Origin of the sequence: Streptomyces sp. A1136, assembly GCF_004795055.1 — a bacterium.
GTDB lineage: Bacteria > Actinomycetota > Actinomycetes > Streptomycetales > Streptomycetaceae > Streptomyces.
The window spans coordinates 28,441-55,096 of the sequence record NZ_SSBJ01000017.1; the positions used below are offsets into that span (position 1 = coordinate 28,441).

23 protein-coding genes are annotated in these 26,656 nt (G+C 71.2%); 13 read left to right on the top strand and 10 right to left on the bottom strand.

Features of this window, described 5'->3' with window-relative positions; all coding sequences use genetic code 11:
• Positions 1-115: 115 nt before the first annotated feature.
• The 4 genes from gmd (at position 116) to E6R62_RS18095 (ending at position 5,284) form a co-directional block, all read left to right on the top strand.
• On the top strand, positions 116-1,129 hold the full coding sequence (gmd, locus tag E6R62_RS18080; protein ID WP_136214493.1) for a GDP-mannose 4,6-dehydratase: 1,014 nt from the start codon (positions 116-118) through the stop codon (positions 1,127-1,129).
• Between the two features lie 248 nt (positions 1,130-1,377).
• Positions 1,378-4,161 carry a LamG-like jellyroll fold domain-containing protein gene (locus E6R62_RS18085; protein WP_136214494.1) on the top strand — a complete coding sequence of 928 codons (2,784 nt, stop codon included), beginning with the start codon at positions 1,378-1,380 and terminating at the stop codon, positions 4,159-4,161.
• Positions 4,162-4,258: 97 nt separating this feature from the next.
• Entirely contained in the window at positions 4,259-4,936 is a 678-nt protein-coding gene (locus E6R62_RS18090) for a hypothetical protein (RefSeq protein ID WP_136214495.1), read from the top strand.
• A 129-nt stretch (positions 4,937-5,065) separates the two neighbouring features.
• Complete coding sequence (locus tag E6R62_RS18095; protein WP_136214496.1) at positions 5,066-5,284, top strand: hypothetical protein; 219 nt, start codon at positions 5,066-5,068, stop codon at positions 5,282-5,284.
• 37 nt (positions 5,285-5,321) lie between these two features.
• Here E6R62_RS18095 and E6R62_RS18100 read toward each other — a convergent pair whose 3' ends face one another.
• Complete coding sequence (locus E6R62_RS18100; RefSeq protein WP_136214594.1) at positions 5,322-6,449, bottom strand: glycosyltransferase; 1,128 nt, start codon at positions 6,447-6,449, stop codon at positions 5,322-5,324.
• An 8-nt stretch (positions 6,450-6,457) separates the two neighbouring features.
• Complete coding sequence (locus E6R62_RS18105; RefSeq protein WP_136214497.1) at positions 6,458-6,997, bottom strand: WcaF family extracellular polysaccharide biosynthesis acetyltransferase; 540 nt, start codon at positions 6,995-6,997, stop codon at positions 6,458-6,460.
• 144 nt (positions 6,998-7,141) lie between these two features.
• Between E6R62_RS18105 and E6R62_RS18110 the strand changes: the two genes are divergently transcribed.
• Complete coding sequence (locus tag E6R62_RS18110; protein WP_206308771.1) at positions 7,142-8,620, top strand: hypothetical protein; 1,479 nt, start codon at positions 7,142-7,144, stop codon at positions 8,618-8,620.
• A 78-nt stretch (positions 8,621-8,698) separates the two neighbouring features.
• Here E6R62_RS18110 and E6R62_RS18115 read toward each other — a convergent pair whose 3' ends face one another.
• Genes E6R62_RS18115 through E6R62_RS18125 form a run of 3 tightly spaced genes read right to left on the bottom strand, consistent with a single transcriptional unit; the run spans position 8,699 to position 12,881 of the window.
• Complete coding sequence (locus tag E6R62_RS18115) at positions 8,699-9,916, bottom strand: hypothetical protein (protein WP_136214498.1); 1,218 nt, start codon at positions 9,914-9,916, stop codon at positions 8,699-8,701.
• Positions 9,913-11,679, bottom strand: coding sequence for a lipopolysaccharide biosynthesis protein (locus tag E6R62_RS18120; protein ID WP_136214499.1), 1,767 nt, complete (start codon positions 11,677-11,679; stop codon positions 9,913-9,915). The genes E6R62_RS18115 and E6R62_RS18120 overlap by 4 nt, the downstream gene beginning before the upstream one ends.
• A complete protein-coding gene (locus tag E6R62_RS18125) occupies positions 11,676-12,881 on the bottom strand; it encodes a glycosyltransferase (RefSeq protein WP_136214596.1) in 1,206 nt (401 codons plus the stop codon). The genes E6R62_RS18120 and E6R62_RS18125 overlap by 4 nt, the downstream gene beginning before the upstream one ends.
• A 172-nt stretch (positions 12,882-13,053) precedes the next feature.
• Here E6R62_RS18125 and E6R62_RS18130 point away from each other — a divergent pair, with 172 nt between their 5' ends.
• Positions 13,054-13,539 (top strand): adenylyltransferase/cytidyltransferase family protein, encoded by a 486-nt coding sequence (locus E6R62_RS18130; RefSeq protein WP_136214500.1) that lies wholly within the window; start codon positions 13,054-13,056, stop codon positions 13,537-13,539.
• Here the strand turns inward: E6R62_RS18130 and E6R62_RS18135 are convergent.
• Complete coding sequence (locus E6R62_RS18135) at positions 13,520-14,242, bottom strand: CDP-alcohol phosphatidyltransferase family protein (protein WP_136214501.1); 723 nt, start codon at positions 14,240-14,242, stop codon at positions 13,520-13,522. The two genes, E6R62_RS18130 and E6R62_RS18135, sit on opposite strands and share 20 nt — an antisense overlap.
• A gap of 119 nt (positions 14,243-14,361) precedes the next feature.
• On the bottom strand, positions 14,362-16,713 hold the full coding sequence (glgX, locus tag E6R62_RS18140; protein ID WP_136214502.1) for a glycogen debranching protein GlgX: 2,352 nt from the start codon (positions 16,711-16,713) through the stop codon (positions 14,362-14,364).
• Positions 16,714-16,917: 204 nt separating this feature from the next.
• Between glgX and E6R62_RS18145 the strand changes: the two genes are divergently transcribed.
• From E6R62_RS18145 to E6R62_RS18170, 6 genes are all read left to right on the top strand, one after another.
• Entirely contained in the window at positions 16,918-18,114 is a 1,197-nt protein-coding gene (locus tag E6R62_RS18145) for an Ig-like domain-containing protein (RefSeq protein WP_306432439.1), read from the top strand.
• Positions 18,115-18,335: 221 nt separating this feature from the next.
• Positions 18,336-19,496 (top strand): Ig-like domain-containing protein, encoded by a 1,161-nt coding sequence (locus E6R62_RS18150; RefSeq protein WP_240801746.1) that lies wholly within the window; start codon positions 18,336-18,338, stop codon positions 19,494-19,496.
• 85 nt (positions 19,497-19,581) lie between these two features.
• Positions 19,582-20,349 carry an enoyl-CoA hydratase/isomerase family protein gene (locus E6R62_RS18155; protein ID WP_136214504.1) on the top strand — a complete coding sequence of 256 codons (768 nt, stop codon included), beginning with the start codon at positions 19,582-19,584 and terminating at the stop codon, positions 20,347-20,349.
• Between the two features lie 271 nt (positions 20,350-20,620).
• Positions 20,621-21,124: an ATP-binding protein gene (locus E6R62_RS18160; protein WP_136214505.1), complete on the top strand. Its 504-nt coding sequence runs from the start codon at positions 20,621-20,623 to the stop codon at positions 21,122-21,124.
• 340 nt (positions 21,125-21,464) lie between these two features.
• Positions 21,465-22,286 (top strand): polysaccharide deacetylase family protein, encoded by an 822-nt coding sequence (locus E6R62_RS18165; RefSeq protein WP_206308762.1) that lies wholly within the window; start codon positions 21,465-21,467, stop codon positions 22,284-22,286.
• Positions 22,283-23,470, top strand: a complete 1,188-nt coding sequence (locus tag E6R62_RS18170) for a YncE family protein (protein WP_136214506.1) — start codon at positions 22,283-22,285, stop codon at positions 23,468-23,470. Before E6R62_RS18165 ends, E6R62_RS18170 begins: the two co-directional genes overlap by 4 nt.
• Positions 23,471-23,553: 83 nt before the next feature.
• Here E6R62_RS18170 and E6R62_RS18175 read toward each other — a convergent pair whose 3' ends face one another.
• Positions 23,554-24,807, bottom strand: a complete 1,254-nt coding sequence (locus E6R62_RS18175) for a cytochrome P450 (RefSeq protein ID WP_136214507.1) — start codon at positions 24,805-24,807, stop codon at positions 23,554-23,556.
• Complete coding sequence (locus tag E6R62_RS18180; protein WP_136214508.1) at positions 24,788-25,591, bottom strand: tRNA-dependent cyclodipeptide synthase; 804 nt, start codon at positions 25,589-25,591, stop codon at positions 24,788-24,790. The genes E6R62_RS18175 and E6R62_RS18180 overlap by 20 nt, the downstream gene beginning before the upstream one ends.
• A 251-nt stretch (positions 25,592-25,842) precedes the next feature.
• Between E6R62_RS18180 and E6R62_RS18185 the strand changes: the two genes are divergently transcribed.
• Entirely contained in the window at positions 25,843-26,055 is a 213-nt protein-coding gene (locus E6R62_RS18185) for an EF-hand domain-containing protein (RefSeq protein WP_136214509.1), read from the top strand.
• Between the two features lie 21 nt (positions 26,056-26,076).
• On the opposite strand, the gene E6R62_RS18190 is transcribed toward E6R62_RS18185, so the two are convergent.
• Complete coding sequence (locus E6R62_RS18190) at positions 26,077-26,625, bottom strand: PadR family transcriptional regulator (protein WP_136214510.1); 549 nt, start codon at positions 26,623-26,625, stop codon at positions 26,077-26,079.
• Between the last annotated feature and the right edge of the window lie 31 nt (positions 26,626-26,656).

Genomic DNA, 26,656 nt, shown 5'->3' on the forward strand with positions numbered 1-26,656 from the left:
CCCCGGTCGGGCGGCACACGGCGCCCGGACCACACCCGCGGGCCGGGGCCCGGGGGACGCGCGGGGCGAGCCCCGTTCACGACGACACAGCACACGACAACCAGGGGGACCCCACATGGGCAAGACCGCACTGATCACCGGCGTCACCGGGCAGGACGGCTCGTACCTCGCCGAGCTCCTGCTCTCCAAGGGATACACGGTGCACGGGCTCGTGCGGCGGTCCTCCAGCTTCAACACGGAGCGGATCGACCACATCTACCAGGACCCGCAGACCGAGAACCGCTCCCTGGTGCTCCACCACGCGGACCTGTCCGACGGCGTCGCCCTGGTGAACCTGCTCCGCGACATACGCCCCGACGAGGTCTACAACCTCGGCGCCCAGTCCCACGTCCGCGTCTCCTTCGACGCGCCCCTCTACACGGGGGACGTCACCGGCCTCGGGGCGCTGCGCCTGCTGGAGGCCATCCGGGCCAGCGGCGTGGACACCCGCATCTACCAGGCCTCGTCCTCCGAGATGTTCGGCGCCACCCCGCCGCCGCAGAACGAGACGACCCCGTTCCACCCGCGCAGCCCGTACGGGGCCGCGAAGGTCTTCGCGTACTGGACCACGGTGAACTACCGCGAGGCGTACGACATGTACGCGGTGAACGGCATCCTCTTCAACCACGAGTCCCCGCGCCGCGGCGAGACCTTCGTGACCCGGAAGATCACCCGCGCGGTCGCCCGGATCAAGGCCGGTCTCCAGGACCACCTCTACCTCGGCAACCTCGACGCGGTCCGCGACTGGGGCTACGCGCCCGAGTACGTCGACGCGATGTGGCGGATGCTCCAGCAGGACGAGCCCACCGACTACGTGGTCGCCACCGGCGTCGCCGCGACCGTCCGCGAGTTCGTGGAGGCCTCGTTCGACCACGCCGGCCTCGACTGGAACGAGCACGTGCGCTACGACCCCAAGTACGAGCGCCCCAGCGAGGTCGACGCGCTCATCGGCGACGCCTCCAAGGCGCAGGAGATCCTCGGCTGGAAGCCGACGGTCCTCGTGGCCGAACTCGCCCGGATCATGGTCGACGCGGACATCCGCCAGGTCGAGGACCAACTGGCGGGCGTGACGGTCCGCATCGACCGCTAGAGGCCTTATATTTCGCCTATTGCTTTGCCGTGTCCCGGTCACGCCGAGCAGGTCCCTGCCGCGTGACCGGGACAAACCTGCCGTATGTCCGTCGTGCGTCCTCTATGCAGAACCTGTTGATTCCAAGTTGGTATGCAATGGGTCAAGTGAGGTGACCGGGCCCTCGCGTGAGCCCTAGTCTGCGCCAGTACATATGGCTGATCGGATAGTTCCAGCCATCAAAACCGGGCGATTGCCCTGGGGGGCTCATGCGTAGATCCAGAGGGCTGACTGCTGCCCTCGTCCTGTCACTGGCCGGTGCCGGCACCGGTATAGGCCTGGTGTTGATGCCCGAGGCGTCCGCCATCACGCCGCCCGTGGCATTCACCGCCGACGAACTGCCCACCTGGCAGCCCAACGGCATCGTCTGGGCGATGGCCCAGGCCAACGGCACGGTCTTCGCCGGCGGCACCTTCTCGGCGGTCCGCCCGCCCGACGGCAGTGGCAGCGGCACCGAGCAGGAAGCGGTGAACTTCGTGGCGCTCGACGCCGCGACGGGCGCCCCGACCTCCTGCAAGCTCGCCTTCACCGTCGGCGACGGCAGCGCGACCGTGCGCGCCCTGGCCGTCTCGAAGGACAAGAAGACCCTGTACGCAGGCGGTTACTTCGGCGCCGTCAACGGCACGCCGGTCTCCAGCGTCGCGGCGATCGACATCGACACCTGCACCCCCAAGGCCTCGTTCCACCCCAGCTTCCCCGCCACCGTGCGCGCGTTCGCCGTCACCGACGACACGCTGTACGCGGCCGGCGACTTCACCACCGTCGAGGGCCAGACCCGCGAGCGGTTCGCCGCGGTCGACGCCGGCACCGGTGCGCTCAAGCCCTTCGTCGCCAACGCCGACGAGCCCGGCCGGGCGGTCGCGGTCACCCCCGACGGGAAGAACGTCCTCCTGGGCGGTGACTTCTTCACCGTCAACGGCCAGAACACGCACGCGCTCGCGGTCGTGAACTCCGCCACCGGCGCCGTCGCCAAGACCTACAGCACCATCCCCTCCAACTCGGTCGTCAAGTCGATCGCCACCGACGCGACCGGCTTCTACACCGGAAACGAGGGCTCCGGCGGCGGTGTCTTCGACGGTCGCATCGGCCTCAACCTCAACGACTTCAGCGAGAAGTGGCGCGACCGCTGCCTCGGCGCGACCCAGTTCGTCCTGCCGTACGACGGGGTCCTCTACAGCTCCTCGCACGCGCACGACTGCTCCCTGAACGGCGAGTACCCCGACGGTCGCCGGCACCACCTGCTGGCCGAGCCCACCGACTACCAGGGCACGCCCCCCGCGCCGGTGGACGGTTTCGTGGCCAGCCCCCGCAAGCTCGGTTGGTTCCCCGACACCAACGACGGCCTCGGCGAGGGCATCGGCCCGCGCGTCATGGCGGTCGCGGACAAGGGCGACACCAAGTACATGTGGGTCGGCGGCGAGTTCACCACCGTCAACGGCGTGGCCCAGCAGGGTCTGACCCGCTTCGCCTCCAGCGGTGACGTCGGCGCGCCGACCACCCCGGTCGCGAGCGCCGCGAGCGTCAAGCCCGGTGAGGTCCAGGTCCGCTGGCGCACCAGCTACGACGAGGACGACAGCAAGCTGACGTACCGGATCTACCGGAACGGCTCGTCCACCCCGGCCCACACCATGACCGCCGACTCCCTGGAGTTCGAGCGCCGGCAGGCCTCCTGGACCGACACCACCGTCAAGGCCGGCCAGTCCTACACCTACCGCGTGACCGCGACCGACGCCGCCGGCAACACCAGCGCGCTGTCGGCCGCCGCCTCGGTGACGGTCCCCGCCTCGGCCCAGTCGTACCCCAACCAGGTCCGCGCCGACGGCGCCAACCTGTACTGGCGCTACGACGACACCGTCAGCCCCTACGTCGCCGACTCCTCCACGGGCGGCGACACGAGCGGCATCCAGCTGAACGCCCCGGCGCTGCGCCAGACCCCCGGCGCCGTGTCCGGTGCCAGTACCGCCATGGGCTTCAACGGCACCAGCCAGCAGGTCTACAGCGACCACCGCCAGACGGTCGGCAGCAGCTACACCATCGAGACCTGGTTCAAGACGAACACCACGCGCGGCGGCAAGCTGATCGGCTTCGGCAACAACACCGACCGCAACAGCGGCTCGTACGACAAGCAGCTGTACATGACCAACGCGGGGCGCCTGGTCTTCGGCGTGTACAACGGCTCGACCCGGACCATCTCCACCGGCCTGTTCGAGACGTACAACGACAACAAGTGGCACCACGTCGTCGGCACCCAGGGCCCCTCGGGCATGGCGCTGTACGTCGACGGCCAGAACAAGGGCACGCTCAACGTCACCGGCTTCCAGCAGTACGCCGGTTTCTGGCACGTGGGCGGCGACAACCTCAGCAGTTGGCCGAACCGTCCGACGAGCAACTTCTTCGCCGGACAGATCGACGAGACGGCCGTCTACCCGACGGCGCTGACCCAGGCCCAGGTCAAGAACCACTACGACCTGGCCAACGCCCCCACCGACACGGTCTCCAAGGTCGTCGCGACCGAGGACACCTACATCAACCAGGGCGCCCCCGGCCAGGCCTACGGCACGTCCACCTCGCTCGCGGTGCGCGGCACCTCGGCGTACGAGACGTACCTGCGCTTCAACCTCCCGGCCGCCCCGACCGGGACGGTCCTCAAGGCGGCGTCGCTCCAGGTCAAGACCACGACGCAGACCGGTGCCGGCACGGCCGACACCGTCTCCGTGGTGCCGGTCACCGGCACCTGGAGCGCGGCGGGCACGACGTTCAACACCAAGCCGACCCTCGGCACCAACCCGCTCGGCTCCATCGCGGGCGTGCCGGACGGTTCGGCCGTCCAGAACGTCGAACTCGACACCACCGCGGTCTCGTCGGTGCTGGGCACCAACGGCTACAGCGTGGCCCTGACGAGCACGGGCACCGACCCGCTGTGGCTCTGGTCCTCGGAGGCGACGGCCGCGGACGCCGCGCCGCAGCTGATCCTCACCTTCGGCCCCAAGTAACGGCCGAGGCACCACCCGCCTGACGGAGTACGGGGCCTGCCCGGGCGGCAGGCCCCGTACTCCTTTGTCCACCACCGGCAAGTACGGGAGCCCCCTGATGTACCGACGCTCCGCAGCGGCTGCTGTTCTGCTGGCCGCCACCCTGACCCTGACCGCCTGCGGTTCGGGCGGCGACGGCAAGGCCGACGCCGCGACCGGCAAGCCGAAGCCGCCGGCCTCCTCCTCGGTGCCGGACCCGGCCGACAGTCCGGCCGCGCCGTCCCCCTCCGGGGGGAAGCCGTCCGGCCCGGTCCTGCCCGACGCGAAGCTCGTCCCCAAGACCGGCACTTTCACCGAGACGGAGAAGAAGTACCTGAGCGGTCGCGTCCCGGAGAAGATGGACCCCGCGGCCGTCCTCCAGACGGGGCAGGAGTCCTGCCAGCGGGTGGAGCGCACGGCGAAGCACGACAAGGACGCGGCCGTCGGCGCCATCGTCGCCGGGGAGATCCCCGGGGCGAAGGACGCCATCCCCTTCCTGTGCCCGGAGCAGAAGCCGATCCTGGACGCCGCCGAGAAGGGCTTCGGTGACGGCCGCCGGCAGTCGCCCGCCCCCGGCACCTACCGGGCGCTGACCCAGAGCACCACCTGTGCCTGGGAGGCCAAGGGCAAGGACGGCTCCGTCCTCGCCTCGGGACCCGCGACCCCGCCGAAGGCCGGCGAGAAGATCACCGCGACGATCCCGGCGGGCACCGCCGAGTTCACCTCGACGGCCTGCTACGCCTGGGTCCCCGCGTAGGACGGCGCCCGACCCGGATGACCCGGGGAACGCCCCCGCCGGCGGCGCCACTGCCGGCGGGGGCGTTTCCATGTCCCGGCCCGGGGTACTCGCGCCGTCACAAGACCACTAATGTGGAGGCGAGTTGACATGCGAGGCATCGGCGGCTGCATTGCCCTGATCGTGGTGGGGGCCATCATCACCTTCGCCAGCGACTGGCGGATGGAGGGCGTCAACCTCCCTCTCGTCGGCCTGATCATGATGGCGGCGGGCGCGATCGGCCTGGCCGTGTACTCCAGCGTCCTGCGCCGTCGCCGGGCCGCCGGGGTGCTCCCGGTGGTCGAGGAACGCGGCCGGGACATCATCTGACCCGCCGCACGCCCCGACCCGCCGGCCGGGGGAGCGGTTACGCCCCCGCGCCGCGGGCCGACGCGTACACCGGCAGGAGGGTGTCCAGCACGGCGTCCATCGAGAACGACCGCGCCGCCAGCTTCCGGGCGGCCAACGACGCCGAGCGGTTGGCGTCCGGGTCCAGGAGGGCGAGGACCGCCTCCGCGACCCCCGCCGGACCCGGTTCCACCGCGCGTCCGGCCCCCGCCGCTGCGATGTCCCGGGCCAGACCGTTGGAGTGGGTCACCACCGCGGGCACGCCCACCGCAAGCGCCTCCAACACCGACATCGGGAACGGCTCGTCCACCGACGGCAGCACGTACACATGGGCGCGGCGCAACTCCGCCAGGACCTCCGCGCTCGACAGGGCCCCGGGCACCGTGAAGCGGGCGTCCAGCCCCAGCTCCGCGATCCGCGCCCGGACCGCCGCCAGTTCGCCCTCGTCCGGCCCCGCCACCACGAACCGCGCGTCCGGATGCGCCGCCAGCACCGCCGGCGCCGCATCCACGAAGTCCACCGGCCGTTTACGGGCCTGCAGTCGCGCGGAGTAGAGGATGCGCGGCGCCCCGGTCGGCGCCGGGCGCTCCTCCTGCGCCGGGGTGCCGTTGACCAGCCGTACCGCCGTGTCCAGCGCGGGCGGCCCCACCACCGCGTCCAGGCCCTCCCGCTCGTGGGGGGTCAGGTACAGCACCGCGTCCGCGCCGCGCAGCAGCCGGCGTACCGCCACCGCGTCCAGCACCTTGGCCAGCAGCTTCCCGCTGGGGTCCACCATCCCGTGGGTCTGGAGCACCAGCGGCTTGCGGGCGCGCAGCGCGGCCAGCGCCACCGGCAGCGTCACCAAGTCCCGCGCCAGGTGGACGTGGACCACGTCCGCGTCCCGCACCAGCCGTCCCGCCGAGGCGAGCAGCGCCGGGGAGGTCATACCGCTGAAGCCCAGCGGGAGCAGCCTCCGGGCCGGGAACAGCTTCGCGGGCACCCCCTCCACGGAAGTCGGCCACGGGTCGGGGAACCCCTCTCCGAGGGCCAGCAACCGCGCCTCGTGACCCCGCGCCCGCAGCCCCTTGGACAGGTTCAGCGCGACCCGCACCGGTCCCCCGAAGGCGTGCGAGGGGGAGTGCAGCGTCACGGCGTGCAGGACTCTCAAAGCGGCACTCACTTGGGCTCCTCCACCGGGCGGCGCCGCCCGTCCTGGGTCTGCAAGGTCAGCGCGGGCAGGTCCTTGTGGACCACGGCGCCCGCGCCCGCCACGGCGCACCGCCCGATCGTCACGCCCGCCAACACGGTGGCCCGTACCGCCACCCAGGCACCGTCCTCCACGACGATGGGCGCGTTGCGGTAGCGGAAGTCCGCCGCCCGGTGGTCGTGCGATCCGGTGCAGAGCATCGCCTCCTGCGAGACGCACGCGTGCGCACCGATGGTCACCGGCTCCAGGTTCAGCAGCCAGGCGCCCTCGCCGATCCAGGCGTGGTCCCCGACCGTGAGCTTCCACGGCCACAGCACCCGTACCTTGTGCCGGATGAGCACGCCCTCGCCGATCCGCGCGCCGAACGCGCGCAGCAGGGCCACCCGGAGCCGGGCCGGACAGAACCACGCCATGAAGAGCGTGTTCATCACGGCGAACCAGAGCGCCTGTGTCAGCCGCCCGCGCCCCTTGTCGTACCCGGCCAGCGTGAAGGAAGGAAGATCACGCAACAGTCGTCCCCATCGTCCGCCCCCGACAACCACCCCGCCGCGCCTCCCCGGGCGCGGTCCGCTCAGACTAGACTGCGCGCGGACCAGGCACATGGGGTGGGGGCGGCGGCAGTGGCAACGGACATACGCAGGCCCCCCGTCGGCGTGTCGGCGCCGCCGCCGCGCGACGAGGCCCAGTGGGGCCGCGTCACCACCCCCCGCACGCTGCTCTCCCGCGCGCTGTCCGTCCCGCTGATCCTCGGCTTCACCGTCTTCCTCCCGCTCTTCGTCGCCGTCCAGGCCGGCGACGGCCAACACGACGCCGCCTTCTGGCTGCAACTGCTGCTCACCATGTACGCGGGCGCCCGCCTGTCCGCGATGGTCCTCACGAGTCGGCGCAAACTGCTCCAGGGCTCGTTCTGGCTCTTCGTCTACATGGCGATGGGTGTGGCCCCGCTCGCCCAAGCCGTCCTCGGGCGGGTCCCGACCCCCGTGGTCGGCCCCCGCTACGACCTCACGACCGCCATCGCCCTCGTCTTGCTGGGCTGTACCGCCTTCGACGTCGGCGTGCTGCTGGCAAGGCACCGGCCGTCGGGTCGCGCGGGCGGCTCGCGGCAGGAGAAACGGCCGGTCATGGCGCACCGGCGGCGCCTGCACCTGCTGACCGCGCTCGCCTTCCTGTGCAGCGCGGCGTTCATCGTGAAGCTGGGCGGCCCGGCGGTCTTCTTCTCCAGCCGCCAGGAGATCATCGCGGGCATCGAGGAGGCGGGTGTCTCCAACGGCGACGGCCAGGCGGGCCAAGCCCTGTTGCGCGGCTTCGGCACGGTGCCGGCGCTGTTGGCGCTGCTGCTCTACACGCGCTGGCTGATCACCTCGAAGTACGCCCGCCGCAAGGTCTCCGTCATCGTGACGTGGGGCGCGCTCGCGCTGTTGAACCTGGTGGTCAACAACCCGATCTCCAACCCCCGGTACTGGTTCCTGACGGTCATGTTCGCGCTGCTGTTCACCGTCTTCCCGGTCAGCGCGGCGATGTACCGGGTGGCACTGTCGATGGCCGTGGTGATCGCGCTCCTCGTCTTCCCGTTCGCTGACCGCTTCCGCTACGACGAGAAGAACTACAAGCCGGTCGAGACGACGTCCTTCCTGGAGCCGATGGCCCTCAAGGACTACGACCAGATCGGCATGTTCGCGAACACCATCACCTACTCGAACTCGGGCCCGGGGCACCTGTACGGGCGTCAGCTCGCGGGGTCGGTGTTCTTCGCGGTGCCGCGTTCGGTGTGGCCGGGGAAGCCGAAGGACACCGGCGTGATGATCGGCGAGTGGATGGGGACGGTCAACACCAACCTGTCGTCGCCGATCTGGGCGGAGCTGTGGGTGGACTTCGGCCCGCTGGGGATGGGCGCGGGACTGCTGGGGATGGGCTACGCGGCCGCCCGGGTGGACCGCCGGTACGCGAAGCGGGCCACCAGAAGGTCGCCGCCGGGAAGCCTGATCTCGGTGGTGGTCCCGCTGGTCGCGGGGTACTCCTTCATCCTGCTGCGGGGGCCGCTGCTCCAGGCGTCGGGGCGTATCGCGATCGCGGGCCTCTGCCTGGCGCTGGTCGCCACGTTCCGCGAGGACAAGACGGCCCGCCTCCGCTGACGACCCACGGGGCCCCACCCCGGTGCCCGCGCCTCGACGCCGGCGGGGCCGGATCGGCGCCCCGCGCCCGTTGGGTGGTCAGGCCGGTTCCGGGACCCGCGCGGACGGGTCCGGGAGGCGTGAGACACGGGCCCAGGCCGCCGCCGCCTTCGCCGCGGAACCGGCAGCCAGGCCCCACGCGGCGCCCGCCACCCCCCACACCGCGTAGCCCCCCAACAACAGGGCCACCGACAGCAGCGAGAACACCACCTGCAACGACAGCGTCGCCTTCGGGTTCAACACCCGCAACGTCAGCAGCGCGCACGTGCCCAACCCCATCACGGCGTACTGCGCCCCCGTCGCCGGAAGCAGCGCCGCCGCCGCCCCCCACGTGTCGCCGAGCAGCCGGCGCCCCACCGTCTCCGGCAGCGCGTACAGCACCGCGCCCCACCCCGCCCCGAGCGCCGCCAGCACCCCGCCCATCAGCAGCGTCAGCCGGACCACGCCCCGCTTGCCCGACGCCCGTCCCACCACCGGCGGCCCGAACGCGTTCGCCGAGTTGAACAGCACGTTCAGCGGACCGAACAGCGTGGTCGCGCCCCGCAGCGCACCGACCGCCAGCGGCGTCGCGAACAACCCGAGTCCGAGCACCGCGAGCTGGCTGGAGCCGTTGCCCACCGCGAACTCGACCACGAACCGCTGCCCCAGGTGCCCCCGCCGCACGTAGGGCCGCAGGTCCACCCGCGCCCCGCGCACGTACGGCCGCAGCAGCCACAGTCCCAGCCCGAGGGCCGGCAGCGCCGAGACCCCCCAGACCAGCACCAGCCGCCCCGCCGACGCCCCCTCGGGCTGCGCGAGGAGCGCGCCGACCACACCCACCAGCCGCACCACGTCGGCGGCCAGTGCCCGCTCCGGCACCCGCAGCGCCGAGAAGCAGTACCGCAGTCCGTCCTGCACGAGCACCAGCGGCAGTACGAGCCCCAGCGCGAGGAACGCCCACCCCGCGGCCCCGGGCAGTACCAGCCCCACCAGCGCCGGGACGAGCCCGGCCACGGCCGAGGCGACCGCGGTGAAGGTCAGGCCCGAACGGCACACCGAGCCGAGGCGTTCCCCGTCCTTCTCCAGCACCACCGTCTGGCCGACGTACGCCATGTTCAGCCCGAGGAGCACCGTGAAGGTCACGTACACCATCGAGAAGTCGGCGAAGCCGGACGCCGACGACAGCCGGGCGGCCAGCACCAGCACCCCGATGTTGGTGGCGCTGGAAGCGGCCTGGTCCAGGACCGAGGCGATCGCGGCGAGACCCCCGCGCCTCACCGCCGGCCCGTGCGGACCGTACGCAGCGCGACGGTGTCGGTGCCGTCACCGGGGATGTGCTGCTCGGCCTCGGCGACCTCGTACGGGATCGGCTGTGGCGCCGACTTGCCGGCCGGCGCGGGGGCCGGGGCCGTCGGAGCCGCCGGGGCGGACCCGCCCTTCCCCTTGCCCCGGCCGCCGCGCTTCTCGCCGGGCAGCGGAGTGTGCAGCACCGCGCCGAGCACGGTCCCACCGGCGCCGCTGATGAGCTCGCGGATGCGGGACAGGTCGCTGCGGTGCACCGCGCGCGGGTCGCAGACCACCAGGACGCCGTCGACGCGGTCGACGAGCGCGAGCGCGTCGGCGTACGAGAGCACGGGCGGCGCGAGCACCACGACGGTGGAGTTGGGGGAGTCGGCCTCGGAGATCAGCCGGGTGGCGCGCGGCGAGGTCAGGGCGCGGGCGACGTTGCGGACCCGCTCACCGGGGATCAGGTCGAAGGCACCCGACTCCCCGGCGTCCACGACGAGCTGACGTCCGTCGGGCCAGTCGGAGTCACCCTGCTGCCCGGGCGGTCCGCCCGCGCCCGGGCCGCCCGGCATCTGGCTCCAGCGCGGGCGGCCGCCGGCGTCGGTCGGCAGTTGGCTGGCCAGCACCGGGGTGCGCAGGTCGGCCTCGATGAGCAGGACGTCCTTGCCGGTCTCCGCGAAGGAGGCGGCCAGGTTCACGGCGACGGCGGCGGCGGTCTCGCTGCTGCCGCGCGGCGCGACGACCAGGAGTCGGCGCCGGTCGGCGAAGCGGGAGTCGTAGGCGAGCCGGAACGCCACCGACCGGAACTCCTCCGCGAGGCGCGGGTCTTCCTCACCGGCGGCGAGCAGCGGCCCGCCACCGGTCTTGTCGCGCGGCAGGGAGCCCAGCACGGGCGCCCGCAGGGCCCGCGCCACGTCGCCGTCGGAGCGCGGCGCCGGGTCGAACACGAGCCGGACCCAGGCGGCGAGCAGGCCGAGCGCCAGACCCACGGCCGCGCCGAGGGCGAGGGACATCGGCAGGCCCGGCCCGTCGGAATCGCCGGGCGGCGTCGCGGGGCTGGTCACCCGGCCCGGGGCCATGTCCAGCGCCTGGAGCTTGGCGATGTTGCTGTTGAGGGTGTTGACCTTGCTCTGGAGGTCGGTCTTGGAGGAGTACGCCGCGTCGCGCCCGGGTCCCGAGGGCATGGCGTTGATCTGCCTGACGAGCTCGTCCAACTGCTTGGCGACCGGATCGCGCTGGTCCTGGTAGCCCTTGACCATTTTGTCGCGGGTGACGTCCAAGGCCTCCTGCCGCTTGAGCAGGTACGCCGCGGTCATCGCGTTGGCGCGCTTCGCGGCCTCCCTGGGGGAGGACGCGGTGTACGTGAAGCGGAGCACCATGGTCTGCGGCGGGTTGGTGACCTGGAGGCCGGCGCGCAGGCCGGCGACGCCGGACTCGGGCACGCCGAGCTTCTTCGCCGCCTCGTCGGCTATCGAGGAGCTGAGCGCGACCTGGCGCTCGGAGCCGATGTTGATCGCCTTGTCCGGCGCCAGGCTCGGGTTGAAGGGGTCGTCGGTGGGTGCGCGGAGCACGACGTCGGCGGTCGCGACATAGGTGTCCGCGGTCGATATGCCGAGGTAGACGCCGCCCAGCAGCCCGATGCCGACGCCGGCGCCGAGGAGCCGGCGGTAGCGCAGGAGCTGTCGGAACTGGTCCCGCAGGAGGTCCGGTTCGTCCTCCGCGGGGGCCGCTGCCGGCCGGTTCGTCTCGATCACGGCCGGGAACCCCCAAGTGCTTCGTCCATCAGTGCGTCGATGCGGGCCAGTCCCGCCTCGCGGCTCAGGTGGGCCGCCACGTGGACGGGCCCGGCGGCGCCCAGGGCGTCCGCGGCCCGCGGGTCCTCGGCCAGCGCCCGCACGGCCTTGAGCAGGGCGCCCGGGTCCTCCGGAGGTACGAGCACCCCCGCGCCGGAACGTTCCACCTCCTGCGCGGTCCCGCCCTGCGCCGCGACGGACGCGACGACGGGCCGGCCGGCCCGGAAGTACGAGGTCAGCTTCGAGGGCACGCTCATGTCCAGCACCGCAGCGTGCTGGGTGACCGCGAGCACGTCCGCCGCCGCGAGGATATCGGGGAACTGCCCGTCGGCGGCAGGGGGGATGATGTCAAGGTTCGGTACGTCCGCCGCGAGGTCGGCGAGGGCCGCGCGCTGACTGCCGTCCCCCATGAGGACGAAGCGGACGTCCGGGTCGAGCCGGGCGGCGCCGACCAGGACTTCGAGGCCCTGCTTGAGGCCCATGTTCCCGGAGTGCAGGACCACGGTCTGTCCCGGCGCCCAACCGAGGTGGCGGCGGGTCTCGTCGCGCGGCTTGGTCGGCGCGGCCACGTGCGACCAGTTGGGCACCAGGCGGATCTTCTCCTCGGGTACGCCCATCCCGACGACCCGGTCCACGAAGGTCTCGTGGATGACACCGACCAGGGTGGCGCGCTTCAGCGCGTACGCCTCGGCGCGCCCGGCCAGCGCGGCGGCCTTGTCGCCGCCGCTGATCCCGCTCTGCGCGGCCGCGGCGCCCATCAGGTCCTGGACGACCGGGACGTAGGGGACCTTCCACTTCGCGGCCAGGCGTGCGGCGAGCACCCCGCCGGCCAGGCTGGGCATCTGGGCGAGGACCGCGTCCGGCCTCGGCATCCGGGGCGGGGCCACGGCGCCGTGCAGCAGGATCGATCCTTCGAACAGGGCCCGTCGCACGGCGGTCTGGCGCGGCGGCACCGTGTGCGCACGCCGGTGCACGGTGACTCCCGCGCGCCGTTCCGTGCGCCGGAGCGCCCCCTTGTACTCCGGCTCCAGCGACCAGGCCGGGTAGTGCGGCATGCCCGCGAGGACGTGCGTCTCGTGGCCGAGTTCCGCCCAGTGCTCCGCGATCTGAGTGGCGTACGGCCCGATTCCCGCGTGCTCGGGAGCGTAATTGGTGGAAACCAGCAGCAGTCGCCGATGACCGGATCTGGACACTGGACGTCCCCTTCCCCCCTGAATGATGCGCACGTCACCCTATTCGTTCACCGGCGTGGCGCGGAACGTGCACGCTATTGTCTGCTAATCCGCCACACCGGGGGGTGTGGCTTCTGGGGGGTTAGAGATGACGGAGCAGGACATGTCCGACCTTGGCGCGCCCGCGCGCAGGCCGTATCGCGTCGGCTACGCGCCGGGCGCCTACGACCTGTTCCACATCGGACATCTGAACATCCTTCGGCACGCCCGCAGCCAGTGCGACTACCTGGTGGCCGGGGTGGTCTCCGACGAGATGGCCGAACTGGCCAAGGGCCGCCGCCCGATGATCCCGCTGGTGGAGCGCCTGGAGATCGTCCGCAGCGTCAAGTACGTCGACGCCGCCTTCGTCGAGACGGTCCCGGACAAGGTGGAGACCTGGAAGCAGGTCCGCTTCGACGTCATCTTCAAAGGCGACGACTGGCGCGGCACCCCCAAGGGCGAGCGGCTGGAGCGGGACTTCGCCGCCCACGGGGTCGACGTCGTCTACTTCCCCTATACGGTCCACACCTCCAGCACCCAGCTGCGCCGCGCGCTGGACGCGTTGGCGCGGCCCGCCGCCCCGGAAGCCCTCACCGCGGAACTGCGCTGAGCTCCCGGAACCACTTCGCGAGGAACGCCAGCAGGAACAGCACGGCGACGGCGCCCAATCCCGCGTACGCCCAGCGGAACAGCTCCCCGCCGCCGAGCAGCAGGAACACCAGGCAGAACACCCCGTAGTCCACGGGCAGCAACGCCACCGCGCGCAGGTTCGACGGCGCGGCGGCGGGGCTGCCCGGCGCCGGCTTGGGCTTGAGCTTCTCGGTGAGCAACCCGCCGAAGAAGGTGACGACCGAGGCGAACTGGAAGACCAACGGTGCCAGCAGCCAGCCGTCCGAACCCGTCCCGTACATGTCGGGGAAGCGGTAGAAGGCGATCAGCACACAGGTGTGCAGGGCGGTCAGCTTGGCGCAGTCCACGACGTGGTCGAGCCACTCGCCCGAGGCGCTGCCGCCCCCGCGCAGCCGGGCCAACTGTCCGTCCGCCGAGTCGAAGGCGAAGCCGACCGCGAGCGCCGCCCACACCGCGATCCCCAGCCCCCACGAGGGCGCCGCCAGCGCCACCGCCGCCACGGCGGCGAAGCTGAACGCGGCGCTGACCAGCGTCACCTGGTTCGGGGTGAGACCGAGCGCGTACGAGCCGGCGGCCAGGTACCGCCCGGCGGGCCGGTTGACGAACCGGGAGTAGAGCGAGACCCCCTTCGCCGACTTCTGCGCCCCGCGCAGCTCCCGCAGCGCGGTCTCGACTCTCGCCATCTGCGCAAGCCCCCCTCTGGTGCGACTGTGTGTACGTCGTGTGTACGTACGAAGGCCACATCATCGCAGGGCGCGCCCGCCCTCCGGCCCCGGACGGGCGCATACGTCCGGAAGCCGTCTCAGCTCGCCACCCGCAGCAGCAACACCGCCCGCGCCGGGACCGTCAGGGGCTCGCCGCCCCGGTGGCGCGTGCCGGGCGCCGAGGTCTGCTCCTCCCGGGAGGTGTCGAGCACGAGTTCGTACGACGCCGCCCACGGCGCCCCCGGCAGCATCCACTCCACCGGCCGGTCCCCGGCGTGCAGCAACGCCAGGAAACTGTCGTCGGTGACCTGCCGCCCCCGCTCGTCCCGGCCGGGGATGTCGCGCCCCGACAGGTACAGGCCCAGCGCCGCGGCGGGCGCGTACCAGTCCCGCTCCGTCATCTCCGCACCCGCCGGGGTGAACCACGCCAGGTCGCGCAGTCCGTCCGCGTCCTGGGCGCGCCCGGAGAAGAACGCCCGCCTGCGCAACACGGGGTGCCGACGGCGCAGCGCCGTCAGCCGGGTGGTCAGCGCGAGCAGCTCCGCCCAGGCCGGGTCCTGCGGCAGCGACCAGTCCAGCCAGCTCGTCTCGTTGTCCTGGCAGTAGGCGTTGTTGTTGCCGCCCTGTGTCCGCCCGAACTCGTCCCCCGCCACCAGCATCGGCACCCCGGTCGACAGCAGCAGCGTGGTGAGCAGGTTGCGCAACTGCCGCCGGCGCAGCGCCCCGACGCGCGGGTCGTCCGTCTCGCCCTCCGCCCCGCAGTTCCACGACCGGTTGTCGTCGGTGCCGTCCCGGCCGTCCTCCCCGTTGGCCTCGTTGTGCTTGCGCTCGTACGACACCAGGTCCCGCAGCGTGAAGCCGTCGTGCGCGGTCACGAAGTTCACCGAGGCGTACGGGCGCCGCCCGCCCCACGCGTACAGGTCGCTCGACCCCGACAGCCGGTACCCCAGGTCCCGTACGTCGGGCAGCGCGCCCCGCCAGAAGTCCCGGACGGCGTCACGGTAGCGGTCGTTCCACTCCGTCCACAGGGGCGGGAAGGCGCCCACCTGGTAGCCGCCCGAGCCCACGTCCCACGGCTCCGCGATCAGTTTCACCCGCCGCAGCACCGGGTCCTGGGCGATCACCGCGAGGAACGGCGACAGCATGTCCACGTCGTGCATGGAGCGGGCCAGGGCGGCCGCCAGGTCGAATCGGAAGCCGTCGACCCCCATCTCCGTCACCCAGTACCGCAGCGAGTCGGTGATCAGCCGCAGCACGTTCGGCCGCCCCGCGTGCAGGGTGTTCCCGCAGCCCGTGTAGTCCGCGTAGCGGCGCTGGTCGTTCTGCAGCCGGTAGTAGCCCCGGTTGTCGATGCCCCGCAGGGACAGCGTCGGGCCCAGCTCGCCCGCCTCCGCCGTGTGGTTGTAGACCACGTCGAGGATGACCTCGATCCCGGCGGCGTGCAGCGCCCGCACCATCCGCTTGAACTCGCCGACCTGCTGACCGGCCGTACCGCTCGACGAGTACGCGGCGTGCGGGGCGAAGTAGCCGATCGAGTTGTACCCCCAGTAGTTGCGCATCCCCCGGCGCAGCAGGTGGTCCTCGTGCGCGAACTGGTGCACCGGCAGCAGTTCCACCGCCGTCACGCCGAGCCGGGCCAGGTGCTCGATCGCCGCCGGATGGGCGAGACCCGCGTAGGTGCCGCGCAGCCGCTCGGGAATACCCGGATGGCGCATCGTGAACCCGCGCACGTGCAGTTCGTAGATGACCGAATCGGCCCACGGGGTCTTCGGCCGGACGTCGTCCGCCCAGTCGTCGTCATCGTGGACCACGACCCCCTTGGGGACGTACGGTGCCGAGTCCCGGTCGTCGCGCACGGTGTCGGCGATGTACTGCTGCGGCCAGTCCCGCACGTGCCCGTACACCTCGGGCGGCAGCGCGCCGAAGTCGTTGCCCGGTCGTGCGTCCACGGCCCGGGCGTACGGGTCCAGGAGCAGCTTCGCGGGATTGTGGCGGGCCCCCGTCCAGGGGTCCCAGCGGCCGTGCACCCGGAACCCGTACCGCTGCCCGGGCCGCACGCCGGGGACGAATCCGTGCCAGATCTCGTGGGTGAGCTCGGTCAGCGAACAGCGCGTCTCGGCCCCCTGCCCGTCGAACAGGCAGAGCTCCACCCCCTCCGCGCCCGGCGCCCACAGCGCGAAGTTGGTGCCCGCCACGCCGTCCGGTCCCGACCGGTAGCGGGCACCCAGCGGATGCGAGGACCCGGGCCAAACCGGCGGGCCCGGAGGCGCCGGCACCCGTGCGGTCCGGCCGGTCGGCCGGCCGGTGACCGGGCCGGTGACCTGGCCGTTCGGTCGCCCCCGCGGCTGACCGCCCGGCTGCCCGTCGACGGGCGGCGCGGGCGCGCTCCCGTTGACCCGTACCTCTCCGGCGACGGTTTCCACCGCCTCTTGCTCGGCTGCGCTCGACACTGCCCGCCTCCACGGCTCTCGGTACCTGCGAGGGCAGGGGAGTGCGGCCCCGGCGTCCCGGCCCGGGCCCGCCCCCGTCTGGTCCTTCCCACTGTTCTGCCCGCACCGCCCCGCCCGGAACGTCGGGCGCGCCGACGTTTCCCCCCGAGGGGGCCGGTCGTTGGACAGGTCGTGACTCATCTGACGAGGCGGGCAGGGGCGGGCTTGGCGGCCGTCGCGGTATGGGCGGCCCTGCTGGGCGCCTTGGGCGGCTGCACCGACGACGGCCGCTCACCGGTCGAGATCCAGCTGCCCGGGAAACCCCGGTCGCCGGACGAGGCCATCCGGATCACCCCCGAGGACAACGCCAAGGGGGTGCCCGCCGACGGCCCGTTGACCGTCAAGGTCGCCGAGGGCCGGCTGGAGCGGGTGGTGGTCACCAAGGTCGAGGACGCCCAGGAGGAGCGGGTGCCGGGCGCCATCGCCGCCGATGGGCTGAGCTGGAGCCCCGACCCGGCGGCCGGACGGCTCGCGCTCGCGGCCAAGTACACCGTCGACGCGGTCGCCGTCGACGGACACGACCGCCGTCAGGCCCGGCACACCACCTTCACCACCTACGTGCCCGAGGAGCGGTTCATCGGCTACTTCCGGCCCGAGAACCGCTCGACCGTGGGGACCGGCATGATCGTCTCCTTCCGGTTCAACCGCTCCATCAAGCAGCGCGCCGCCGTGGAACGGGCCATCACCGTCACCTCCGTCCCCGCCGTGAAGGTCGTCGGCCACTGGTTCGGCGCCGACCGGCTCGACTTCCGGCCCAAGGAGTACTGGAAGCCCGGTACCGAGGTCACCATCCGGATGAACCTCCGCGACGTCGAGGGGTCGCCCGGCGCCTACGGCATCCAGGACAAGACGGTCACCTTCAAGGTCGGTCGTTCCCAGATCTCCACCGTGGACGCCGCCGCGCACACCATGGAAGTCCGCCGCGAGGGCCAACTGCTGTCCACCCTGCCCATCACCGCCGGGGCTCCCAAGAACACCACCTACAACGGCAAGATGGTGGTGATGGAGATGTTCGACGTCACCCGCATGAACGGTCAGACCGTCGGCTTCGGCGGCGAGTACGACATCCCCGACGTCCCGCACGCCATGCGGCTCACCACCTCGGGCACCTTCCTGCACGGCAACTACTGGGCCAGTCCCGACACCTTCGGCTCCCTCAACACCAGTCACGGCTGCGTGGGACTGCGCGACGACAAGGGCGGCGGCTCGGACACCCCCGCCGGCTGGTTCTTCGACCGCTCCCTCGTCGGGGACGTGGTCGAGGTGGTGAACTCGCAGGACAAGACCGTGGCGGCGGACAACGGCCTGGGCGGCTGGAACCTCTCCTGGGCCGACTGGGTCGCCGGTTCCGCGATCGGCTGACGGCACCCGCGGGCCGGGTGCGCGGGCCCGGGACACGGCCCGCGCACCAGTTGGGACGGAACGGTGACAAGACCGTGCCTTCACGTGATCTCCCCATGTGATTTCCTGGCGACAAGCGCGCGACTGTCCGCGCGGGGGACATGGGGAGAACACGAGTGAACCTGCAGCCGATCCGCGGCCGCGTCCGCACCGGCCTGCCGGCCCTTCTGCTGGGAGCGGCCATGCTGTTCACCAGCGCGTGCAGCGGCGGTGCAGACAGCGGGGGCGGCGCCGCCGGCGGCGCCGCCGGCAAGAATGGCGGCAAGACCGGCACCGAGGCGTCCAAGGCCGTGGTCAACGTCAAGCCGGACGACGGCTCCAAGGAAGTCGCCACGAGCGGCGTCCTGAAGATATCCAGCACCGGCGGCAAGCTCACCGCGGTGACGGTGGCCGACACCAAGGGCAACGCGGTGGAGGGCAAGACCGCCGCCGACGGGGCCAGCTGGGAGCCGTCGCGCAACCTGGCCGCGGCCACCGAGTACAAGGTGCACGTGGTCGCCAAGGACGAGGCCGGGCGGGAGTCCGCCAAGGACACCACCTTCACGACCCTCACGCCGACGAACACCTTCGTCGGCCACTACACGCCCGAGGACGGGGAGACCGTCGGCGTGGGCATGCCCGTGTCGATCAACTTCACCCGGGGCATCACCAACACCGAGGCCGTCGAGAAGGCCATCACCGTCACGGCGGAGCCGAACGTACCCGTCGAGGGCCACTGGTTCGGCAACGACCGCCTCGACTTCCGCCCCGAGAAGTACTGGGCGGCGGGCACCAAGGTCACCGTGAAGATCGCGCTGGACGGCGTCGAAGGCCGCCCGGGCGTCTACGGCAAGCAGACCCGTACCGTCCACTTCACCATCGGCCGCTCCCAGGTCTCCACCGTCGACGCGAGCGCCCACACGATGGAAGTCGTCCGCGACAACCAGGTGCTCAGGAACCTGCCGATCACCGCGGGCGCCCCGTCGACCACCACGTACAACGGTCAGATGGTCATCAGCGAGAAGTACAAGGTGACCCGGATGAACGGCGCGACCGTCGGCTTCGGCGGGGAGTACGACATCTCCGACGTCCCGCACGCCATGCGCCTGTCGAACTCCGGCACCTTCGTGCACGGCAACTACTGGGCCTCCGGCAGCACGTTCGGCTCGGAGAACGTCAGCCACGGCTGCGTCGGCCTGAAGGACGCGCGGGGCGCGGGCGACGACGACCAGCCCGCCGCCTGGTTCTTCAACGAGTCCATCATCGGCGACGTGGTCGTCGTGAAGAACTCCAAGGACAAGCAGATCGCCCCGGACAACGGCCTCAACGGCTGGAACATGGACTGGTCGGAGTGGATCAAGTAGTCCCCTCCCGCACGTGACCCGGTGGCCCGGTGCTGTGACCCACAGCACCGGGCCACTCGCCGTTAACCGCGGCTAACCTTCCCGTATGACCCTCTCTCTCGAAGTCTCCGAAGGCGTCGGCACCCTCCGCCTGGACCGGCCGCCCATGAACGCCCTGGACATCGCCACCCAGGACCGGTTGCGCGAGCTCGCGGCGGAGGCCACCGACCGCGCCGACGTCCGAGCGGTGATCCTCTACGGCGGCGAGAAGGTGTTCGCGGCCGGCGCGGACATCAAGGAGATGCAGACGATGGACCACGCGGCCATGGTCGCCCGCTCGCGCGGGCTCCAGGACGCCTTCACCGCCGTCGCGCGGATTCCCAAGCCGGTCGTCGCGGCGGTCACCGGCTACGCCTTGGGCGGCGGTTGCGAACTCGCGCTGTGCGCCGACTACCGGATCGCCGCGGACAACGCCAAGCTCGGCCAGCCCGAGATCCTGCTCGGCCTGATCCCGGGCGCCGGCGGCACCCAGCGGCTGTCCCGGCTGATCGGCCCCTCCAAGGCGAAGGACCTCATCTTCACCGGCCGCATGGTCAAGGCCGACGAGGCACTCGCCCTCGGGTTGGTGGACCGTGTCGTACCGGCCGCCGAGGTGTACGAGCAGGCGCACGCCTGGGCGGCGAAGCTCGCCCAGGGGCCGGCCCTCGCGCTGCGCGCGGCCAAGGAGTGCGTGGACGCCGGGCTGGAAGCGGACATCGACACCGGACTGACCATCGAACGCAACTGGTTCGCCGGGCTGTTCGCGACCGAGGACCGCGAGCGCGGCATGCGCAGCTTCGTCGAGGAGGGCCCGGGCAAGGCCAAGTTCCTCTAGGTCCTGTCTCTTTCGGACGGCTTCGGCGCTCCCCGCCGACGCTCCTCCTTGGGAGTGGATTAGCCAGGCCTTAAGGCAGCCTTAAGCCCGAATGGTGATCCACTCACCGTGATCATCGGTGCGCTCCGTGTCACGCCAGGTCAGACCGGTGGCACAGCACCCTGATTGCCTTGCGCATATGCCGAAGCACCCCCTGGGAATCGCGGGACCCCGGGGGGTGTTTTCCCGCGGAACGGCCCTGAGCGGCGGTGCGGCCGTCCATGATGGGTGCATGGCGGGCCTGGAGGGTGTGGAACAGCCGCGGCAGCGCGGTGGTGCTTCGGCGGTGCGGATCGCGGCGGCGCTTGAGGAGGAACAGGGTCTGCGGGCCCTTGAGCTGTACGGCAACCCCGCCGAGGCGGAGGTGACGCTGCCGTCCATGCCCGAGTCCGCCGGTACCGCGCGCCGGCTGACCCAGTCCGTGGTGATCCGGCTGTGGGGCCTGTCGCCGCAGATCGCCGAGCACACCGTCCTGCTGGTCTCGGAACTCGTGGGCAACGCCGTGCGGCACACCGGGGCGAGATCGTTCGGCCTGCGGCTGGTGCGCCGGCGCGGCTGGATCCGGGTCGAGGTGCGGGACCCCTCCCGCGGGCTGCCCTGTCTGATGCCGGTCCACGAGATGGACACCACGGGTCGGGGGCTCTTCCTGGTGGACAAGCTGTCCGACCGGTGGGGCGCCGATCTGCTGCCGCGCGGCAAGATCACCTGGTTCGAGATGCGGGTGGCGGACCGCTGAAACGCCGGAAACCCCCTGTCGCCGTGTGTGGGGCGCCGCGGGGGTTTCATGGGGGCGCCGAGGATCGAAGGGGGTGTGATCCTCGGCGTGGGACTTCGCTCGGGTCAAAGGGAAGCCGTGATTCCGACTATGGCAGACGAGCGACCAAATGCCAAAACCTCAAACTCGGACATAAGTGTGTATAACCTAAGAGTTTACAGTTGAATCTTAGGTGAGCTGGCCCACTTGCCTCGTAATCAATGAATAAGTATCGACCGCTCTGCGTGAATCCTTGATCACACTGCGGACCGGCGCCCCTTCGAGTGACGCTCGGGGTGGTCGCCGAACCGGGTCAATCAGCATGAACTCGGGCATCCCGCACTTAAATGGACAGGTGTACTGCTACCCGGACCGCCGATCCGCCCTCCTCGCCGGTGCCGCGGTCGCCGCCGGTGTCCTCACCGCCGCCTGTGGAACCGCGACGGTGCCCAAGGCGCCCGCTCCCGCCACGACCGCCCCCACTCCGGCCCGCCCCGCCCCGGCGGCCGCCGCCGCACCGGGCCCGCGACGGTTCGCCGGTCAACCCGTCGAGATCGGCCACGGCTCCCGGGACCGCCCGCGCGTCGCCCTCACCTTCCACGGCAACGGCGACCCGGCGACGGGACGCGCGGTCCTCGCCGAGGCGGAGCGCGCGGGCGCGCGGGTCACCGTACTGGCGATCGGCACCTGGCTCGACGAGCACCCCGACATGGCCCGCCGGGTCCTGGACGGCGGCCACGAACTCGGCAACCACACCCAACACCACCTCGCGATCAACTCCATGCCGGAGGACGAGGCCTACGCGGAGATCACCGGCTGCGCCCAGCGCCTCAAGCGCCTCACCGGCTCGATCGGCACCTGGTTCCGCCCGTCGCAGACCCAGTACGCGAGCCCCCTCGTCCGAAAACTCGCCCAGAGGGCCGGCTACCCGCACGTCCTCTCGTACGACGTGGACTCCCTCGACTTCACCTCGCCCGGCGCCGCGGCCGTCATCCGCAACGTCACCGGGACGATCCACGCCGGATCGGTGGTGAGCCTGCACTTCGGCTACGCGGACACGGTCGACGCGATGCCGCCCCTCCTCGAAGAACTCGCGCGTCGCCAACTGCGCGCGGTGACCACCACGGAGCTGCTGACCCCATGACGACGAATCGCCTTCCACGGAAGGCCACCGTGCTGTTTGCCGGACTGGTTCTCGCGGCCCTGGCCGGGTGCGGGGCCGGGGGAAAGGGCGCGACCGAGGCGCTCGGCACCAAGGGGCCCGCCCGACAGGTCAAGGCCGAACCCGCGGGGCCGCCCGGACTGGCCGGCATGCCGCCCGTGCTCGACCCCCACGACGTCTACGCGGCCGACCGGCCGAACCAGTTGTCCCCGGTCGTCAAGAACTTCCCGTCCCGCGTCTACGTGCCGAACACCGGCTCCAACACCGTGTCCGTCATCGATCCCAAGACGTACAAGGTCATCGACACCATCCCGGTCGGCATCCAGCCCCAGCACGTGGTGCCGTCCTGGGACATGAAGACGCTGTGGGTCAACAACAACCGCGGTCACACGCTGACCCCCATCAACCCGGCCACGGGCGAGGCGGGCGACCCCGTCGAGGTGCACGACCCGTACAACCTGTACTTCACGCCCAACGGCAAGTACGCGATCGTGATGGCCTCCATGGACCGCGAGCTCGTCTTCCGTGACCCGCACACCATGAACCGGGTGAAGACCGTCCCGGTCACCTGCTACGGCGTCAACCACGCCGACTTCTCCCTCGACGGCCGTTACTTCATCGTGAGCTGTGAGTTCTCCGGCGAACTGCTCAAGGTCGACACCGAGAAGATGGAGATCGTCGGGCAGCAGAAGCTGCCCTTCGAGGGCGCCATGCCGCAGGACGTCAAGGTCTCCCCGGACGGGAAGACCTTCTACGTCGCGGACATGATGGCGCACGGCATGTGGGTGCTCAGCGGCGACAAATTCGGGACGCCGAAGCTCCTGCCCACCGGAAAGGGCTGCCACGGCCTGTACGTGAGCCGCGACTCCAAGGAGATGTACGTCTCCAACCGGGGCGAGGGCAGCATCTCCGTCTTCGACTTCAAGGCGAACAAGCTCACCAAGAAGTGGGAGCTGCCGGACGGCGGCAGCCCCGACATGGGCGGGGTCTCCGCCGACGGCAAGGTCTTGTGGCTCTCTGGCCGCTACAACTCCGAGGTCTACGCCATCGACACGAAGACGGGCGAGGAGCTGGCCAAGATCCCGGTCGGCTCCGGGCCCCACGGCCTCGCGGTCTACCCGCAGCCCGGCCGCTACTCGCTTGGCCACACCGGCATCTTCCGGTAGGTCCGCACGGCGTGACGGTGCCCCGGGGGCTCGTACAGCACCCGGGGCACCGCCGGTCGTCCGCTCGCCTCACGCCGAGTGCGTCACCAGGCGACGGGAAGCCGCTCGGGAAGCCGCTTGATGAATCCCGTGCGCCAGACGAGGTTCTCCGCCGGCACCGCCAGCCGCAGCCCGGGCAGCCGTTCCACCAGCACCTCCAGCGCGATCTCCGCGTGCGCGCGGCCCAGCGCGGACGCCGGGCAGAAGTGCCGCCCGGCCCCGAAGGCGAGGTGCGCGTTGGCGCTCTCCCGCTCCAGGTCCAGCTCGTCCGGGTTCTCGAAGGCCTCCGGGTCGAAGTTGGCCCCCTCCAGCAGGACGAGGACCAGCTCGCCCTCCTTCACCAGGACGTCCCCGACCCGCACGTCGGCCATGGCGATGCGCGGCAGGCCGTCTCCGACGGACAGGTTCCACCGCAGGATTTCGTCCACCGCCTTGCCCATCCGCTCGGGGTGCGCCCGCAGGTACCCGATGAGCTCCGGACGCTGGAACAGCGCGAGGACGGCGAGCACCAGGAACGCCGACGTGGACACCGCGCCCGCCCCGAAGAGCGAGACGGCGACCGTCGCGAACATGTCGTCGGTCAGGTGCGCCGACTCGGGGTCGGCCTCCTTCAGCTCGGCGAACGTGCCGAGGAGCCCCGTACGCTCCTCGGTCGGCAGCGCGAGCTGGACCTTCAGCTGTTCGACGAAATAGCCGACGTCCTTGTACCAGTTCAGCGCGGAGTCGGCGAACGGTTCGCGAGCGGTCATGAACGCGACGTCCAGCCCCGACATCAACCGACGTCGGTCCTCGTAGGGGACTCCCAGCACCTGACAGTGCAGCGCCGCCGAGAAGGGGTCGGCGAACCCCGCCCGGAGGTCTGCCGGAGCGCCCTCTGCCACGATCGCGTCGAGGAGCGACCCCGCGATGGCGCGGAGCCGGTCCCGGAGGCCCTTCTGGCGCGGGTTGAGCGCCTTCATCACCGCGTTGCGCAGCCCGGCGCTGTTGATGTTGCCCATGTTGTTGACGACCTCGGGCGGTATCGTCAGCGCGTACTGGCGGGGCACGCCCGCGTTCGCGGTGTCCTTGAGGCTGAACCGCTCGTCCTCCAGCACCTGCTTGGCCAGCGCGTAACTGCTCACCAGCCACGCCGGGTCCCCGGTCAGGGTGCGGACCTTGGCGACCGGCGCCTTCTCCCGCAGCCAGGCGCACTCCTCGGGGAGCACGTCACCGCGCCGCGAGAGCGGGAAGTCGAGGAGGACCTCGTCGGGCTCGGCACCCCGCCCGGTCTCCGGGCCCTCAAGCTGCTCGACGCTCATCGACGGTCCCTTCGGTCGGTGCGTGGTTCGTGGGTCGCGCGTGGTGCTCGCCGCTCGCGTGGTGGTCGGCCGAAGGGTGCGGGGCGCCCTCCGCGGCCTCCGGGCGTACGACGGCGTACGCCTGGTTGCGGGTCGCGCGCAGTCCCCCACCGCGCGCGAAGAGGACATCCGTCATCGGCATCTTGACGTGATAGGCCGCCACGGAGGACGGCACGTCCAGAATGCTCGGGGTGTCCACGAAGAACGGCAGCTCCGCCGCCATGTAATCGAAACAGACCTGCAACTGGCTGTCGGTGATGGATTCACCTTCCGGCAACTTCGAACCGACAAACTGGAGAGCCATCCTCTCGCAGCCCTTGCGGAACTCGTCATCGGTCTCCAGGAAATGAAGAACCCGCCGGTGCAGTAGTTGGTACACGGGATTCGACTCGAACTCCGAAAGTGCCCTCACTCGTATCTCGGCGTGCGTCGATCCGGACTCCTCGACACCTTTGAGAATCCTTCTCCGCACTGCCTTGATTTCCTTGGCCGCGCGTTTCTCCGCATGCTCCCGGGTGTAGCCGAAGGCGGCGAACATCCGGTCCACGTGGAGATCCGCGTAGACGAAGTCGACCTGCGCGAAGCGGGTCGTCGCCCATCGGGCAAGACTGCCGATGCGCTCGGAGCTGAAGTAGCTGTTGCCGGGACTCACTCCGATGAGCACATGGTCGCCGTCTTCCCAGATATGGCGGCAAGTGCGGGTGAAGGGCAGAACTTCGAATGATGCGTCAGTTTTGATCGTCACCTTTGATCGCCCTTGTTGCCGCTTGTCCCTGGGAGCCCTGCGCTCCTGGTGTGGCGGCAATGTCGGTACGTTATGCCGTGATCCCGTAGCGTGACAAGTGGGGGCCGGATTTCTTGGCTGGAATTATCGCTTCCGGGTGGCCGCGGAGGAATTGAATTTCTTTCTGCCGGCCGAACGGGACCCGGGGTGAGCGCGACCCGCCCGGGGCGCTACCCTGAGCCGTCAACAAGCACCGAGAAGGGGTGGACCCAGTGGCGGACATCGAGAGCGCGCGGGCGACGTTCGGCAAGTTCGACGCGGACGGCGACGGCTTCGTCACGGCCGACGAGTACAGCGCGGCCATGAAGGCCATGGGTGACGCGTACGTCACCGGCGCCGTCGCGGACGCCGTCATCGCCGCCAAGGACACGAACGGCGACGGCCTGCTGAGCTTCGACGAGTTCTGGAACGCCCTGAACAAGTAGCGGACGCCGGGCGGGGCCGCGTCACGCGGGCGGCCCCGTCATGTCGTCGACCTCGGCCAGCGCCTCCTCCAGCCAGCGCAGCCAGAACGTCTCCAGGCCGATGCCGCCGCGCAGCACGAGCCGGCGCAGCCGATCCTCGTCGGAGTCCCGCCCCGGCGGGAAGTCCCTGGCCTCGATGGCCTCGTACTCGGCCAGCTGCCCCCGATGCAGTTCGAGGTGGCGCCGCAGCTCCCCGGCCAGCCCCTGCGGGCCGACGACACCGGCCGCCCGCACCCGCAGCAGCAACGGGTCCCGGATGGCCTTCGGGTCCTGGCTCCCGCCGACCCACCGGGCCAGCTCCGCGCTGCCGGCGGGCAGCACCTCGTACTCCTTCTTCTGTCCCCGTACGGGCACCTCGCTGGGCAGCGCCCGGATCAGCCCGGCCTCCTCCAGCCGGCCGAGCTCGCGGTAAATCTGCTGGTGCGTCGCGGACCAGAAGTACCCGATCGACTTGTCGAACCGCCGGGTCAGCTCCAGCCCCGACGAGGGCTTCTCCAACAGGGCGGTCAAGATGGCGTGCGGGAGCGACATGCGCACATCCTAGGTTCGCGGCGGGGCGGCG

Excerpts from the sequence above, each read along its gene's own strand:
- gmd (WP_136214493.1), top strand. The coding sequence starts at position 116 with ATGGGCAAGACCGCACTGATCACCGGCGTCACCGGGCAGGACGGCTCG.
- E6R62_RS18085 (WP_136214494.1), top strand. The coding sequence starts at position 1,378 with ATGCGTAGATCCAGAGGGCTGACTGCTGCCCTCGTCCTGTCACTGGCC.
- E6R62_RS18090 (WP_136214495.1), top strand. The coding sequence starts at position 4,259 with ATGTACCGACGCTCCGCAGCGGCTGCTGTTCTGCTGGCCGCCACCCTG.
- E6R62_RS18095 (WP_136214496.1), top strand. The coding sequence starts at position 5,066 with ATGCGAGGCATCGGCGGCTGCATTGCCCTGATCGTGGTGGGGGCCATC.
- E6R62_RS18130 (WP_136214500.1), top strand. The coding sequence starts at position 13,054 with ATGTCCGACCTTGGCGCGCCCGCGCGCAGGCCGTATCGCGTCGGCTAC.
- E6R62_RS18135 (WP_136214501.1), bottom strand. The coding sequence starts at position 14,242 with ATGGCGAGAGTCGAGACCGCGCTGCGGGAGCTGCGCGGGGCGCAGAAG.
- E6R62_RS18150 (WP_240801746.1), top strand. The coding sequence starts at position 18,336 with ATGCTGTTCACCAGCGCGTGCAGCGGCGGTGCAGACAGCGGGGGCGGC.
- E6R62_RS18155 (WP_136214504.1), top strand. The coding sequence starts at position 19,582 with ATGACCCTCTCTCTCGAAGTCTCCGAAGGCGTCGGCACCCTCCGCCTG.
- E6R62_RS18160 (WP_136214505.1), top strand. The coding sequence starts at position 20,621 with ATGGCGGGCCTGGAGGGTGTGGAACAGCCGCGGCAGCGCGGTGGTGCT.
- E6R62_RS18165 (WP_206308762.1), top strand. The coding sequence starts at position 21,465 with ATGAACTCGGGCATCCCGCACTTAAATGGACAGGTGTACTGCTACCCG.
- E6R62_RS18170 (WP_136214506.1), top strand. The coding sequence starts at position 22,283 with ATGACGACGAATCGCCTTCCACGGAAGGCCACCGTGCTGTTTGCCGGA.
- E6R62_RS18175 (WP_136214507.1), bottom strand. The coding sequence starts at position 24,807 with ATGAGCGTCGAGCAGCTTGAGGGCCCGGAGACCGGGCGGGGTGCCGAG.
- E6R62_RS18190 (WP_136214510.1), bottom strand. The coding sequence starts at position 26,625 with ATGTCGCTCCCGCACGCCATCTTGACCGCCCTGTTGGAGAAGCCCTCG.